This is a genomic window from Acidihalobacter yilgarnensis (genome assembly GCF_001753245.1).
Taxonomy (GTDB): domain Bacteria; phylum Pseudomonadota; class Gammaproteobacteria; order DSM-5130; family Acidihalobacteraceae; genus Acidihalobacter; species Acidihalobacter yilgarnensis.
In genome coordinates this window covers 2026305-2040846 of sequence record NZ_CP017415.1, presented here as the reverse complement: position 1 = coordinate 2040846, position 14542 = coordinate 2026305, and the positions used below count along the sequence as shown (strand labels likewise).

Genomic DNA, 14542 nt, shown 5'->3' with positions numbered 1-14542 from the left:
TAGGGCCGCGATTGCGGACAGGTCCGAGTCCTGTTTCCAGATTCGCTCAGGCGGCGAGGGTGCGGGGCTGAGACACGTTGCGTCGTTGCGTGTCATGTTGTTGAGTAGCTATGGTGAACGGCACAGGTGTCCGTTGAGGGCGTCGTATGTCGGTTGTTCAGGGTGATGCGATACGCGGATTCGTTTGCACCGTAGAGCGCTTCGACCAGTTCGCGGCGTCGTTCGAGTACAGCCCGTTGATTGACCGTGCCCTTGTCGGTGAGTTCATTGTGCGCAGGCGAGAGTGGATCAGAGACGAGCAACAGCCGGGTTAGGCGGGTCGAGCTCCCGGTTGCCGAGCTGGCAAGCTGTTCAAGGATGCCGGCGAAGCGTTCCCGCACGCGCGGGTGAGCCAATATGTGATCTTTGTCGGTGGATGGTGTGGCGCCTGCCAGCTGGCGGCAGGCATCGATGTCCGGGAAAATCAGTGCGCCGATCGTGTTTTGATCTTGTCCGGTGATGACCGCCTCCCTGATATGTGGGGCCCCGGCCTCGACGAGTTTCGCTCTCAAGGGACCGACACTCACCCAAGTGCCCGTCACGAGCTTGAAATCTTCGGCAACACGTCCGTCGAATAGCAAGCCAGCTTGTGGCCGCAGGGGATCGAGAAAGCGCAAAGCGTCGCCGAGTCGATAGAAACCCTCATCATCGAAGGCATCGACCGAGAGGCCGGGTTGGCGCCAATAACCTGGCGTGACATTCGGGCCGCGTATGCGCGCCTCTAGTTTTTGCTGACATGGTGCGAGCTTGAGCTCAACCCCGGGTACGGGCAGACCGACCAGCCCGGATTGACGGCTGTCGCGGTTGGCACAGAGTGCGAAGGGTGCGGTTTCGGTCGCGCCCAGCCCCGTCATCATGAGTATACGCGAGCCGCAATGGGCGGTGCCCAAGTGATCCCATGCCTCCCAGGTGTGTTGTCTGAGGTGGGCGCCGGCGTAGAAGCACATCCTCAATCGTTCGAAGAAGCGCGCGCTCAGTGTCTGGTCGCGCATCAGCGAAGGAATAAGTAATTCGTAACCCCTGGGTACATTGAAATAGAGCGTCGGTGCAATCTCACGAAGATTGCGCAGAGTACGCCCGATGCCTTTGGGGGTGGGGCTGCCGTCGTCGATATACAGCGTCCCACCGTTGTAGAGCACGAGCCCGAAGTTGTGATTGCCGCCGAATGTGTGGCTCCATGGCAGCCAGTCGACTAGCACGGGCGGCTCATCCGTCATACATGGCCAGGATTGCAGTTTCATCTGCTGATTGCTGCAAAGCATACGCTGGGTATTGATGACAGCCTTGGGCCAACCGGTGGAACCGGAGGTGAATAGGAATTTGGCGATCGTGTCGCCATTGATAGCGGCATGGGCGGTCTCCACGGCCGAGGTCGGGGTGGTCGCCGCCAGCTCGGAGAACAGTCGTACGCACTGGCCGGGCGGTGGGTGCTGCCGACACACACGCTCGCAGGGTTCAGGGAGTTGGTCGAGTAGATCGAGCACGTGGCGGTAGGCGGCGCCATCGCTGAAATAGACCATGCCTGGCGTGAGCAGCGAGAGTGCGTGACGGAGTTTGGCGTAATCCGGCGAGTTCAGCGAGTAGGCCGGTGCCAGCGGTGCGAATGGAATCCCGACATGCTGAGCGGCGAGGGCCAGCAATCCATGCTCAAGGTCGTTGCCGGATAGGATCACGAGCGGGCGTTCGGGGGACAGACCTCGGTCGAGCAGCGCCTGGCCAAGTCGGCGCGCCATCGACAGGGCTTCGCGATAGGTCACACCACGCCATTGCTCGTCGGTGTCGCGATCGACCAAAAAGAGGCGTTCCGGTGCGCGCGAGGCCCATTCGGTCAAGCGTTCGGTGATGCATGTGGGGTAGGGACCTAACGGAATTTCGTTCCGAAGGTAGTGTGTGCCATCCTCTCGACTGTCGAGGATAAGTCGGTAGTCCGCCAGCCGAACCGGTCGATAAGGAGGAATGTTCATGGGCGGCCTCTGTGTCACTGCACTGCATCCGCGGATGGGAAAGTCGGGTTGCGATGATTGGCGCGCTACCCTGAAACCTTGAAAGACTACCTTCCAGATGATGTGAGTGCTGTAGAATATTCCGGCAACAATGTTGGCATGTCAAACCAAAAGCCAGGCGGAATGCTCGGATTTTTAACAGGCTGTTGAAATTGGCCGCGATTTCTCGGCATTTTGGGCGCGAAAGATCGTCTGCAAATGCCGATACGGATGAATTACGCCAATTGTTGGGTCAATGGTTCTGGAAATCGGTGTTTCGGACGCAGTAATCCCTCGAATGACAGCCCTCAACATGCCGCCACCCCCAGATTGCGCATCCGAACCAGGTTGTAGGCGGCCATCGTCAGCACGAACTGAAAGTCGAGCTTCTCGGGACCTACAAACCGGCTCTTGCGCAGCCCACCGATCGTCTTCGCCCACCCAAAGCATTCCTCGATCCGCTTGCGGATCGTCTGGCTGCTGCGGTAGCCAGGATGTGCCGTGGTACGTCCATCGATCGCCGACGTACGCCGGGTGTCGTTCTGCGCAACGTGTGGCGTGGCGTTCGCCTCGCGAAGCCGCCGCACGAAGCCCCGTGTGTCGTAGTTCTTGTCCGCGCCCACGGTCACCCGATGCGTGCCTGTGAGCGCTTCGACCATCTCGGCACCCACCTCCCGTTCGGCCCGGCCCGTCGCCTGACTGACCCGCGCATCGACCACCAGGCCGTGGCGGTTCTCCATCAGCAGATGGCCCATGTAGCTGAGCTTGGCGGTCGTGCCTTGGCTCTTGCGAAAGAGAAAGGCCTGCGGGTCGGTCTTCGAGGCATGGGTGTCGCGCGTGCGGCGCTCACCGCGGAAGTCCACCGAGGGGTTGCGGCCGCCGCCCTGCGTCGGCGGTTCGTCTTCATCCTTCGGCCGATAGCTCTTGAGCGAAGCCAGGGCCTCGATCAGGGTGCCGTCGACGCTGAAATGCTCCCTGGACAGCAGATCCGCACCCCGGGCCTGCTTGAGCACCTGGGCAAAAAAGCGGTGCGCCACTTCGCCCTCAAGCAACCGATCGCGGTTCTTGGTGAACGTCGAGTGGTGCCAGACCTTGTCATCCATCGAAAAGCCCACGAACCAGCGAAATAGCAGGTTGTAGTCGAGCTGCTCCATCAGCTGGCGTTCGCTTCGAATCGAGTACAGCACCATCAGCAGCTGGGCCCGCAGCAGCTTCTCCGGTGGGATCGAGTCGCGCCCCAGTCCTGCGTAAAGCGCATCGAAGTCGCCATCCAATGCCGCAAGCGCCTCATCGGCCATCTGCCGGATCGGCCGAAGTGGGTGATCCTTCGGCACTCGTTGCTCCGGACTCACCGTGCTGAACAGCCCGTCCTGCTGAATATCAGCTCCTCGCATCTTCGCTATCGTCCTTATTTATCCGAGACCCCATCTTCGACAATCTGGGGAGTTTTTCAACAGCCTGTTAAAGGTAAGGCAGTTACCGTAACCTACGTATGCAAGGCACAATCGAGCATGCGATCATAATTCAACTGTTAACGGCTTATGGCAAAAACACCGAACAGCATCCAAGACATCACACGCGAACTCGATTTTGGACCACTGACGGATCTGGTAGGTTATCGGCTCCGCAAGGCCCAGATCGCAGCCTATCAGGGATTCATGACGGGTCAAGATGCACCTGGTTTGACGCCGGGGCAGGTAGGCGTGCTGATCCTGATCGACCGTAATCCCGCATTGACGCAGCAGACGCTGAGTTACGGTATTGGTGTGGATAAATCCACACTGGTGGCCACGCTCGACCGTTTGACTGAGCGCGGCCTCATTCGTCGGGTACGCTCGGCTGTGGATCGGCGCCAGAACGAGCTACGTCTGACGCCCAAGGGCAAAAAGACGCTGCACGATGCGCTGGGGTACATCGACCGACACGAAATGAACCTGACATCCCGCTTGAGCGCCGATGAGCGCGAGACCCTGATTACATTGCTGCACAAGATCGGGTGAGCGCATCGATACCTTCGATTCGCGCTGGTGTCCGAATGAGACTCGATCATGAATGAACAGGCAGGCGCTGTCGTTGCAACCGGACTTAAAGTCGAGCTACGCGACACGATCGCATGGCTCCGGCTGGAAAGGCCGGACAAGCGTAATGCGCTCGATCTCACGACAATTCGAGCACTCCTACAGACGATGGATGATTTGCCAGAGAGCATCAGGGCCATAGTGCTCAGCGGCGAAGGCGCGCATTTCTGTGCGGGGCTGGATTTGAACGAAGCGGTGGAAATGTCGGTGGGTGAAGGCATTGCCCATTCGCGTCTGTGGCAACGTGCCTTTGATGCCGTGGAAAACGCCCCGGTACCCGTGATCGCGGTGATGCAGGGCGCGGTTGTCGGCGGTGGACTGGAGCTGGCCAGCGCCGCGCATCTGAGAGTGGCCGAAACATCGGCGTATTACGCCTTGCCTGAGGGGCTCAGGGGGATCTTCGTGGGCGGCGGCGGTGCGGTTCGGATTCCGCGGCTGATCGGCGTGGCGAGAATGACCGACATGCTGTTGACTGGTCGAGTACTCTCGGCCAAGGAAGGGCAGCAGTTCGGTCTGTCGCAATATTTGTTGCCCCCCGGCGAAGGGCTGGATCAGGCCTTCGCGCTGGCGGCGCGTGTGGCATGCAATGCACCGCTGAGCAACTACGCGGTGCTGCAGGCCTTACCGCGCATCGCCCGAGCCGATGACGCCGCCGGCTACCTCCTTGAGTCCCTGATGGCGGCAATCGCACAGGGCGATGACGAGGCCAAGCTGCGCCTGCAGGACTTTCTGTCTGGGCGGGCGAAGAAGGCAGGCCCATCATGAGTGCCTCGGGTGGTCTCTACGCGGCCTGGACTGACGCATGGTTGCAGGTGGCCGTGCGCACGCCCTTTGTCGATTATCGAGGTGCTCTGAGCGAGATTTCGCCGACGGATCTGGGCATTAAGGCCGCACGAGGCCTGTTCGAATGTAGCCGAATTTCCCCGGAGACAGTCGATGCCGTCATCGTGGGCAATATGGCGCAAGCAAGCTACGACACCTACATGATGCCACGCCATATCGGCTTGTACGCGGGGTGCCGGTTGAAGTCCCGGCGCTGATGGCACAACGTGCCTGCGGCACCGGGCTGGAGCTGCTTGTGCAGGCTGCAGACGCCATCGAACTGGGACGCGCGCGTACAGTGTTGTGCGTGGGCGCCGAATCGATGAGCCGTAATCCGATGACGAGTTACACCCATCGCAGGGATGAAATCGGCAGTACGGAGTGTCGCGATTTCCTCTGGGAGGCATTGCGCGATACTGCCTGCGATCTCGATATGGGGGGTACGGCCGAATGCCTAGCGAAGCAATACGACATCGATCGCCGCGCCGTCGATATTTATGCAGCCCGCAGCTTCATGCGTGCACTGGATGCGCGGGAAGCGGGATTCCTCGATGATGAAATGGTGAGCCTGCAAGACGAGGATTTCGAGTGTGGCGACCTCGTGCCCCGTCATCTGCGCCTGCGCGGCGCGATCAGTGTGGATTGCGACAGCCATCCCCGGCATTCCCCGGTGGAAATACTGGGGACGCTCAAACCGGTCTTTGGTGGCGTGCAAACGGCAGGCAATAGCGCCGGAATTTGCGATGGCGCGGCTGCAGCACTGGTGACCGGCGGGCGCGATACAGCAGGGGCCGGGAGGCGGCCACTTGCGCGGCTGGTCGCAGCAGCGATCGTAGGCGTCGCACCGCGCGAAATGGGTATTGGCCCTGTGGCCGCGATCCATCGCCTGCTCGCCGCGTACGGTTTGAAGGTCGGAGACATCGACCGTGTCGAAATCAACGAAGCCTTCGCTGCTCAGGTGTTGGCCTGTGTGCATGCACTGGGGATTGACGAATCGCGCCTGAACGTCAATGGCGGTGCGATTGCGTTTGGGCATCCACTCGCGGCAACCGGCCTCCGCCTGGCGATGCACTGTGCCCGCGAGCTTGCCCGTTGCGGGGGGCGTTTCGGTATCGTCTCGGCCTGTATCGGTGGCGGCCAGGGCATTGCTCTCCTGCTCGAATGTACCGGGGCATGGTCAGCGGAGTCATAAAGCCCGATCATTTGTGCCTGGGGAGATGGGTCAGGAGGGCATATGGAGATTGACGGGCAGGCCGCGATTGTCAGCGGTGGCGCCTCTGGACTGGGATTGGCCACGGCACAGCATTTGCGTGCGTGCGGGGCACGTGTTGCGGTATTTGATCGCGACCGCGAGGCCTTGGCGCGTCTGGCAAAGGTGCGGCCGGATATCATGGGCGTGGCCTGTGACGTGGCGCACGAAGACGCGCTTGCCGGTGCGCTGGCGGAGGCGCATGACCGTCAGGGCCCGGCTCGTATCGTCGTTGCTTGTGCAGGCATCGCCGGCGCAGCACGGCTCGTGACCCGCGAGGGGCCGATGCCGATGGCCAATTTTCTCCAGATCGTGAACGACAATCTGCTCAGCACGTTTAATCTGCTACGTCTGGCCGCAGATGAGATGTCTACGCTTGAACCCCTGGGCCGGGATGGCGAGCGCGGCATCATCATACTGACTTCGTCGATTGCGGCTTACGATGGACAGATCGGGCAGGTGGCCTATGCCGCGACCAAGGGTGCGATCGCTGCCATGACCTTGCCGGCTGCGCGCGAGTTGGCGCAGTTCGGCATCCGCGTGCTGTCATTCGCACCTGGGCTGTTCGATACGCCTCTACTGGATAGTCTGACACCCGAGACACGCCACGCACTGGCGGCGGCGATGCCTTTCCCGAGGCGCCTGGGGCGACCTGATGAATTCGCCGATCTGGTGATGCATTGCATCGGCAATGTCGCGCTCAATGGAGAGGTGATCCGCCTCGATGGCGCGCTGCGCTTGCCGATGCGCTGAGAATGTTGACGTGCGATGGCGGCAGTTATTGCGTCGCGATCCGATCACCTGAATTGCTTGCCATCGGGTCCCCATCAGGCAGGGGGCGCATGAAAAGGACTGGGATATTGCAAGGACTCGGGGGCGTGTTGCTGGCGACGTCGCTGTGGGCATAGGTTTGGAAACGGCGCATAGGCTGCCAAATCCGTGCAGACCGCCTTCTGGTGCGCATGGACGGCAGTAGGGCGAAGCCTTTCATCTGTGGGCGTGCGCGGCTTGGTATCTGTACCCAAGGAGCCTAGGTCGACGTTCTCAGGTTTTAAGGTATGTGCGTGCCGGTCAATGCCCGATGGGCATCTGGTCAGCCAGCCAGAAGGCGATGCCACCCCAGCAGATCACCCACATAATCGCACCGAGCGAACTCCACAGGGCGAACGAACGAAAGCGCATTTCTGCGCTACCGGCGACGTAACCCTGAAGCTGACGCAGGGGCACGATAAACCGCCCGCCGGCGACGACGACCGGGCCGAATCGGTTGAAAAACTGATGTGCTTTTTCCCAGCGGGGCGCCGTAATGCCGATATAACGGCCATAACGTATCACAAGCGGATGACCATAACGATCGCCCAGCCACCAGGCGAGATAACTGCCTAGCGTGGTCGCGATGATCGCTGCGGTAGCGGATGGCCAGACCGGTAATACGCCGCGACCGGCCAGAAAACCTGCGGCGACCACCATCGATTCGCCCGGCGCAAACACCAACCCCATATTCTCGATGAATAGAATGCCGACCAGAGCGACCAGTCCGTACTCATGCAAGATGGGGGCGACATCCTTTATAAGCGGTTGAATATATTCTAGAAAGAAATTGGCGACGGCATTCATGTGTTGTTAGATGGGTGTCTGGGCATGATAGGCGGAATGGTATGTGACAAGGCCGTTGTGTCGGTGCGTGCGATTTGGTGGGGTGTTTGAGTGCCAGGGACCAAGCGGCCATTGGCTGGATTATTGAGTAATAACACCACAAACCACCGAAAATACAGCGTGTAGTTTATCTGTTCCACTCGCGTACGCCTACCGCAGAAAATCTGACGCCAATCACCGGTAAATACTTCTATTGGCAGATGCCCGATACGTAGCATGGCGGGGGTGTATGAGGTAGTCGAGCAGCGGGTCGCCGTGTTGGTGCTATCGCGCGTCTACGGCTAGGCTCCGAGTTTCAGCGGGTTGGGGCGTTGTACATGAGAAGCGATATAAGGTTCGATCTGCTGATCGCGTTCGACGGGCTAGCCGGTGTGGTGATTGGTGTTGGAGAGCAACCGACGCCAAACGTCAGTTGAAACGATCATACATCTGGCCGCGACTCATGTCGTGGCCAAGTTGCTCGCCTACTATGCTGTAGGCGTGATCGGAAATTTGGTGGAGCGGAGGAGGATCGAACTCCCGACCTTCGCATTGCGAACGCGACGCTCTCCCAGCTGAGCTACCGCCCCATCAGAGGCGCGTATTCTAATGATAATCGTGTGCGCTGACTAGCCCTGTGATGGCGCTTGGCGTAATCGGATACTGTGAATATGCGGGTTGGTATCTGTTGCCTAAAGAAAGGTCCGTCTGCCGCCGATATGCTGAGAGAGCGGTAAATCTGCCGTATCGTGGTGCGTGGCGGTAAAGCAATCATAACAATAACGCTGGATTGCGCAGCGGTTGAGGAGAATGACGCGAACATGCAATTCATTCGAGAAAGTATTCGTAACAAATTGATTTTAATCACTGGATTGGCAACCATGATGCTGCTGGCGGCCTCCGTTTATGGGCTTTGGGTATCCTGGTCCGGCAGTGAGGCGATAGGTATGCGGCTCACGGGCGCGCAATCCCTGGATGCGTCGGGTGTTCAGCAGATGCTGCAACTGAGCGGAGGGATGCGTTGGCATATCGAATTGAGCTTCGGATTGATGGCGTTGGCCGTGCTGATTTCGTTCGTATGGTTTGTCGCCGTGCTCGAAGCGGCAATCGTACGTCCGGCCAAGGCCTTGGTTGTGGATTTAGAGCGTTTGGCTGAGGGCGATTTTTCACGTGTGAGCACGGTGCGAACGCACGACGAGCTGGGACGAATCGCAGTCGCGGCGGCGCGGGTACAACAAGCGCTTGGTGAAATTATCGGTCAAATGCGTACGGCGGGTGACGAGGTCTGCCAATCGGTCATTGATCTCAAGGACATCACCGAACGGACCAATCGCGAGCTTTCGCTCCAAGATTCGGAAACGGTCCAGGTCGCCACCGCGATGAATCAAATGGCCTCTACCAGCCAGGAGGTGTCGCGTAGCGCGGTGGAAACCGCCGACGCGACACATAACGCCCAGGAACTGTCGCATCAAGGTGCGTTGGCCTCGACGACTGCGATTACGAGTATCGATATGCTGAGCCAGCGCGTGGTCAAGGCCACGGAAGTGATCCAGCGGGTGGAGTCGCAAACCGAAGACATCAGCAAGATTCTGGAGGTGATCTCGCTCATCACCGAGCAGACGAATCTACTGGCCCTTAATGCGGCTATCGAGGCCGCGCGTGCAGGCGAGCAGGGACGAGGCTTTGCCGTGGTGGCGGACGAGGTGCGTTCGCTGGCCAATCGCACGCAAGCGTCGACAGCGGAGATTCAGGGCATGATCGAGCGTCTTCAGGGGGGCGCGCGGGAGGCCGTGACCGTGATGGTTGGTGTACGCGAAGAGGCCGCCAACAGCGAGGGGCAGGTGGAGGCGGCGGCCATTTCTTTGGCCGAGATAGCCGAGGCGATCAAGACCATCGACCGGATGTCAACGCAGATCGCGACGGCGGCAGAGGAGCAAAGTGCTGTAGCCGAAGAGGTCAATCGAAGCCTGACCGCGATTAGCGAGGGGACGCGGCGTGCTCGCGATAGCGCCGGACATGCGGCCGATCAGAGCGGTAGACTGGAGACCCTGGCCGGGCAGGTACGCAAGGCGACTACACGGTTCAGGTTGGGCTGATCAGAGACTCAGGCGTTTGAATATCCGTTCTGGAATATGGCGGATGATCCACATAATCCCGAACCAGAACCACGGGGTGTACAGCACGTTACGCCGGCGTTTCAGACCTCGCATGATGTCTGTCGCGATGTCCTCGGGCGAAGCGACGAGGAACATACCGGGAAGTCCATAGGTCATCGCCGTATCCACGAAACCGGGTTTGACCGTCATGACATGAACGCCTGCGCGATACAGGCGGTTTCGCAGGCCTTGGAGGTAAAGCGCTAGCCCACCTTTTGCGGCACCATAGGTGTAGTTGCTCTGGCGACCGCGGTCACCAGCGACGGAGGTGATGCCGATGATAAAACCGTGTCCCTTTGCTTCCAGCATGCGTGCACAGCGGCCTAACAATAGTGCTGGCCCTGTGAAATTGACGGCGAGGACGTGTGCCGCCATGGCATCGTCCTCCCGTATGCGCGCGCCATCTCCCAATGCACCACTGGCCAGCACGATACCCCCGAGGCCGCCAAGCGTCTCGTCAACCGCCGCGAGTAGCATGTCGTGGCTCGCGGTATCTTCGATATCAAAGACGCTAAAGGCGACATGGACGCGGTAGCGCGTATGCAGATCGGCACATAGGCGTCTAAGTTCATCGGTATCCCGGGCCGCCAGATAGAGATCGTGGCCTGCGGCCGCCAGTTTACGAGACAGCGCCCTGGCGATGGCCGAGGTGGCGCCGACGATCAGCACGGGTTCAGTCATTGGGGATATCCAATCGGCGGGCGAGAGCCGAGGTGAAGCGGTTATCCGGGTCTTGGGCGCGCTTGACGCGTAGCCATTCTGGATAACGTGGGTACATGTGCCGGAAACGACTGCCATCGAGGCAGGTGTCTTTGGCCAGATAGAGACGGCCACCGTGTGCCAAAGTGATGGCGTCTAACTCGGCAGACAGCTGTTGCGCCCGGTCGCCACTCAGAGGTAGATCCATTGCCAGGGTATAGCCCGCGAGTGGGAAACTGAGCGGTGCCGCGCTCTCCGGGCCCATGCGTTTGAGGACGGCGAGGAAGGGCGATAGTCCGGCGGTTTGGATGCGCGCCAGTAGTGCTTCCAGGCCCTCCGTTGCCGCAGCTTCAGGCAATACGCATTGATACTGCACGAATCCACCGCGCCCGTAGAGCCGATACCATTCTCCCAGTCCATCCAGGGGGTAGAAGAATCGTCGGTAGTCGCTCAGGCCTGCCTGCGTCTTGCCACGCAAGTTCAGGCGGTAATACAACGCATTGAAGATGGCGACCGTGTGGCGGTTGAGCAGTCCGCGTGGCGGGGTGAACGGTATGCGTCTTGTCGCGCGTGCCGGTGGTGTGAGGGCGTGTGGTTGCCATGCGTTCGGCAGGCGCTCCAGCGCGGCATGATGGCCTCGCATCAGGATGCCGCGGCCTCCGCGTAGACAGTCGATCCAGGCGACGGTGTATTCGTCGTCATACTCAGGATCGGCCAGCAGTGTCATCAGTTCGCGCAGATCACGTGCCGGATGGTGGCGAGTTTCGATGTAGGCGGTTTCTACCCGCCGCAGGCGCAGCGCGACCTCGCCGATGATGCCGGTCAATCCCATGCCGCCTGTGGTGGCGTTGAATGTATCGGGCGCGGATTCGCGGTCGATCCAGTGCGAGTGGCCTTGGGCGTCAAGCAGACTCAAGCCATCCAGGTGCGTCGAAAAACTGCCCTCATGATGGTGGTTCTTGCCGTGTACGTCACTGGCAATGCAGCCACCCAGGGTGACATGGCGGGTGCCTGGGGTCACGGGCGGGAACCAGCCTTGTGGCAGCAGGCAGTCGATCAATGCCTCTAGTGTGAGCCCGGCTTCGGCGCGCAGCAGGCCACTGTCTGGATCGAAGTCCAGAATGCGATCCAGCCGGCGCATGTCGACCACGCGACCACTCTCACTCAGCGCGGCATCGCCGTAGCTACGGCCGCAACCGCGTGCGATCAGTGTGTCTGTATGGTCCAGTTCGCTGAGCAGGCGGTAGCGCTCGGGCCGTACGACGGTCGATTCATAGCGGGGATATTGCCCCCAGCCGGCGAGTGTCTGAATGCTTTCGGGACTTGTCATCGGGTGTCAAAGTACCGTTGAGTGAAGGGGCAGGCGCCAACCGGTAGCCAGCCTGGGAAGTGATAGTAGCGCTGGTGTATCTGCGTGAGGATTTCTCGCCGATAGGCCAGATAACGGAACCCGTCGCCCAGGATCAGGTTGATCGGCGCGCCGTCGATGTCGACGACGCGTTTTTCGACGTGATCGAAGTAGGGGGTATACACCGAAACCGGTAGGTTGTTGGTGCTGATTAGCAGCACATTTTGTCCGTTCCAGTGCATGAAGTTCGTGAGTGCATCGTCCTCACGCCCGTGGTCAGAGCCGCTACCGAAGACAGCGAAGTGGTGTCCTGTGTGATATTCGAGTATGGAGGCAGAGGCGTAGCCGCGCGTGGCCAAGTGTCGGCCCTGCACATAGGGCTGGGCGGCCTGCCATATTTTGTCTGTCTGCGTGCCGAGTACGACCATGGGGTAGTTTTTGCCGGTAAAGTGCAGGTCGTGGACGGGCAAGGCCAAGAGGGTTCCCAGCAACAATATATGCAGTGCGGAAAAGCCGGCCATGAAGCGCAGGCTCTGCCGATGCGATCGATGATCGGCGGTGGCACCGAACAGTACGAATACGAAGGGGTAAAAACCCAATAGCCAGTGCAGACCGATCACGTTCTTGAATGACAGTAACCCAAACAGGAGGAGGGGGATGCCAGCGAATGCGGCGAAACCACCGACCAGGGGTTCGCGAATGCGTGAGCGGATGGCGCCGCGTGCGCGATAGAGTCCATACAGTAACGGTGGAGTAAACAGGTAGAGCAGGGTGAGCAGATAGAGTGGAGGACCGCTGGGGGTCAGGCCTTTATGTGTGCGATTGGCCAGATTGAACAGGAAGTTGTCCCAGCAATGCTCGTAATTCCAGTAAAGATTGATAGCGAACAACAGGGCGCTGATACCGGCGACTAAAAGCAGCCCGAGGAATGCCTTGGCGCGCCGATCGATCAGTAGCCAGTATGAGGCGATGGCAACGGCCATCAGGCCCTCGAAGTATTTCGAGAGCATGCCGAGTCCCACGGCCAGACCGGCTAGCGCATAGTCGTGCAATCGGGTATGTCGGCTGGCCTGATAGAAGGCCCACCCGCTGAGAAAAATGAACAGGATGACCGGGGTGTCGGTGGTGATGAAGACGTTGTAGAGGCTGACAGGCGAGATCAAGAACAGTGTTGCCGTCCAATACGCCATGACGCCGGTTTGCGGGCGCAGGATGCGCATGATGCCCCAGGCGGTGAATGCACTGAGTAGGATGGCTGGCATGCGCAGCCACCATTCGGCCTTGCCGAGCGCAAGCAGCGCAGTGAGCCACCAGCCGACCATCGGGGGATGATCGTAATATCCGAGCGCCGGGTGCATGCCCCAGACCACGAAATAGGCCTCGTCACCGGTCATTGGCAGGACCGCAGCGAACAGAAGCCTTAGAATGAGCGTCCCCGCTAGGGCGGCATAAAACATGCGGCGCGCGGATCGCGCGGCCGGACTCATCAGATTATGGACTTCATCGCCAGACATGCGTGCATACATCAGACTGCTGCGACCCCATCAGTGGACCAAAAACCTGTTTGTTTTCACTGGTATCGTGTTTTCTCACCGCTGGGGCGAGGCGGGCTTATGGTATCAGGTCATTTCCGCTGCAGTGGCGTTTTCGTTGGCTTCCAGCGGGATTTACGCGCTTAACGATGTGACCGATCGGGAGCAGGACCGTGCCCATCCACGTAAGCGCCATCGTCCCGTGGCGAGCGGTGCGGTATCGCCGCTGCAGGCTTTGTTGCTTGGAGCCGGTTGCCTGTTGCTGGGATTGGCGATATCCCTCCAGGTATCGCTTACGGCTTTCTGGCTGTTGGTTGGATACGTGGTGATGAATGGGGCCTATTCGGTGCGCCTTAAGCACGTCGTGATCCTTGATATCTTTATCATCGCTGCGGGCTTCATGCTGCGCATACTCGTGGGTACCGAGGGCGTTGCGATCGAACCCTCACGCTGGCTGCTGCTGTGCGGTTTCATGTTGACGCTGTTCCTGGGTGCGGCCAAACGTCGGGCCGAGCTGATGGAGGTCGAATCGCCTGGTGGCGAAACTCGGCAGCGGCGGGTGCTGAGCGAATACAGCCCCGCTTTGTTGGACCTGATTCTCGGGATCACGGCTACCGGCAGCATTATTACCTATGGGCTCTACACCATGAGTCCCGAGGTGATTCGGATGCAGGGTACTGCCAATCTTGTTTATACCCTGCCGATCGTAATCTACGGCTTGTTCCGCTATTTGTACCGGCTATACGGCCATGGCAGTGGTGGTGATCCTTCCACAGATCTGTTCCGTGATCCGCACTTGCTGGCTGTTGGAATACTGTGGGCGGGTGCCACGCTGGTTTTGCTGCGCTGATGCAGTTGCAAGACGCTTGCAGGGCGCTTCGGGCTGTTCGTTCAGCACCAAAGTAACGCGCTCCGATGCGCGGTCGCGTTACTTTGGTGCAATAAGTGGATGAAATATGCCCGATTTCCCGGATTTTTATTTGGCACGCTACCTGCTTATAC

Annotated in this window: 11 protein-coding genes, 1 tRNA gene and 1 pseudogene; 6 read left to right on the top strand and 7 right to left on the bottom strand. The window is 59.7% G+C overall.

Translation table 11 applies throughout. The annotated features are described in order from the left end of the window. Positions 1 to 92: 92 nt before the first annotated feature. A complete protein-coding gene (locus BI364_RS09705) occupies positions 93 to 2003 on the bottom strand; it encodes a feruloyl-CoA synthase (protein ID WP_083251295.1) in 1911 nt (636 codons plus the stop codon). Between the two features lie 326 nt (positions 2004 to 2329). Continuing rightward, a complete protein-coding gene (locus BI364_RS09700) occupies positions 2330 to 3415 on the bottom strand; it encodes an IS5 family transposase (RefSeq protein ID WP_070077189.1) in 1086 nt (361 codons plus the stop codon). A 147-nt stretch (positions 3416 to 3562) separates the two neighbouring features. Between BI364_RS09700 and BI364_RS09695 the strand changes: the two genes are divergently transcribed. The 4 genes and pseudogenes from BI364_RS09695 (at position 3563) to BI364_RS09680 (ending at position 6923) form a co-directional block, all read left to right on the top strand. After that, entirely contained in the window at positions 3563 to 4021 is a 459-nt protein-coding gene (locus tag BI364_RS09695) for a MarR family winged helix-turn-helix transcriptional regulator (protein ID WP_070078556.1), read from the top strand. A gap of 48 nt (positions 4022 to 4069) precedes the next feature. Next, positions 4070 to 4864 carry a crotonase/enoyl-CoA hydratase family protein gene (locus tag BI364_RS09690; RefSeq protein WP_070078555.1) on the top strand — a complete coding sequence of 265 codons (795 nt, stop codon included), beginning with the start codon at positions 4070 to 4072 and terminating at the stop codon, positions 4862 to 4864. Next, positions 4861 to 6113, top strand: a pseudogene (locus BI364_RS09685) (thiolase family protein). The gene BI364_RS09690 and the pseudogene BI364_RS09685 overlap by 4 nt, the downstream one beginning before the upstream one ends. Before the next feature lie 42 nt (positions 6114 to 6155). Beyond that, positions 6156 to 6923, top strand: a complete 768-nt coding sequence (locus tag BI364_RS09680) for an SDR family NAD(P)-dependent oxidoreductase (RefSeq protein WP_070078554.1) — start codon at positions 6156 to 6158, stop codon at positions 6921 to 6923. Between the two features lie 318 nt (positions 6924 to 7241). On the opposite strand, the gene BI364_RS09675 is transcribed toward BI364_RS09680, so the two are convergent. Both BI364_RS09675 and BI364_RS09670 read right to left on the bottom strand, forming a co-directional pair. Next, on the bottom strand, positions 7242 to 7721 hold the full coding sequence (locus tag BI364_RS09675; protein WP_197495662.1) for a DedA family protein: 480 nt from the start codon (positions 7719 to 7721) through the stop codon (positions 7242 to 7244). Between the two features lie 598 nt (positions 7722 to 8319). Further along, positions 8320 to 8395 (bottom strand) — tRNA-Ala (locus BI364_RS09670). A 291-nt stretch (positions 8396 to 8686) separates the two neighbouring features. Here BI364_RS09670 and BI364_RS09665 point away from each other — a divergent pair. Beyond that, on the top strand, positions 8687 to 9901 hold the full coding sequence (locus tag BI364_RS09665; RefSeq protein ID WP_197495661.1) for a methyl-accepting chemotaxis protein: 1215 nt from the start codon (positions 8687 to 8689) through the stop codon (positions 9899 to 9901). On the opposite strand, the gene BI364_RS09660 is transcribed toward BI364_RS09665, so the two are convergent. The 3 genes from BI364_RS09660 to BI364_RS09650 are packed head-to-tail and all read right to left on the bottom strand — an operon-like array spanning position 9902 to position 13522. Next, positions 9902 to 10642 (bottom strand): SDR family oxidoreductase, encoded by a 741-nt coding sequence (locus BI364_RS09660; RefSeq protein ID WP_070078552.1) that lies wholly within the window; start codon positions 10640 to 10642, stop codon positions 9902 to 9904. Next, positions 10635 to 11990, bottom strand: a complete 1356-nt coding sequence (locus tag BI364_RS09655; RefSeq protein WP_070078551.1) for an FAD-binding oxidoreductase — start codon at positions 11988 to 11990, stop codon at positions 10635 to 10637. The genes BI364_RS09660 and BI364_RS09655 overlap by 8 nt, the downstream gene beginning before the upstream one ends. Then, complete coding sequence (locus BI364_RS09650) at positions 11987 to 13522, bottom strand: ArnT family glycosyltransferase (protein WP_070078550.1); 1536 nt, start codon at positions 13520 to 13522, stop codon at positions 11987 to 11989. Before BI364_RS09650 ends, BI364_RS09655 begins: the two co-directional genes overlap by 4 nt. Between BI364_RS09650 and BI364_RS09645 the strand changes: the two genes are divergently transcribed. Beyond that, positions 13521 to 14390 carry a decaprenyl-phosphate phosphoribosyltransferase gene (locus BI364_RS09645; RefSeq protein WP_070078549.1) on the top strand — a complete coding sequence of 290 codons (870 nt, stop codon included), beginning with the start codon at positions 13521 to 13523 and terminating at the stop codon, positions 14388 to 14390. The genes BI364_RS09650 and BI364_RS09645 overlap by 2 nt on opposite strands. The last annotated feature ends 152 nt before the right edge of the window (positions 14391 to 14542 follow it).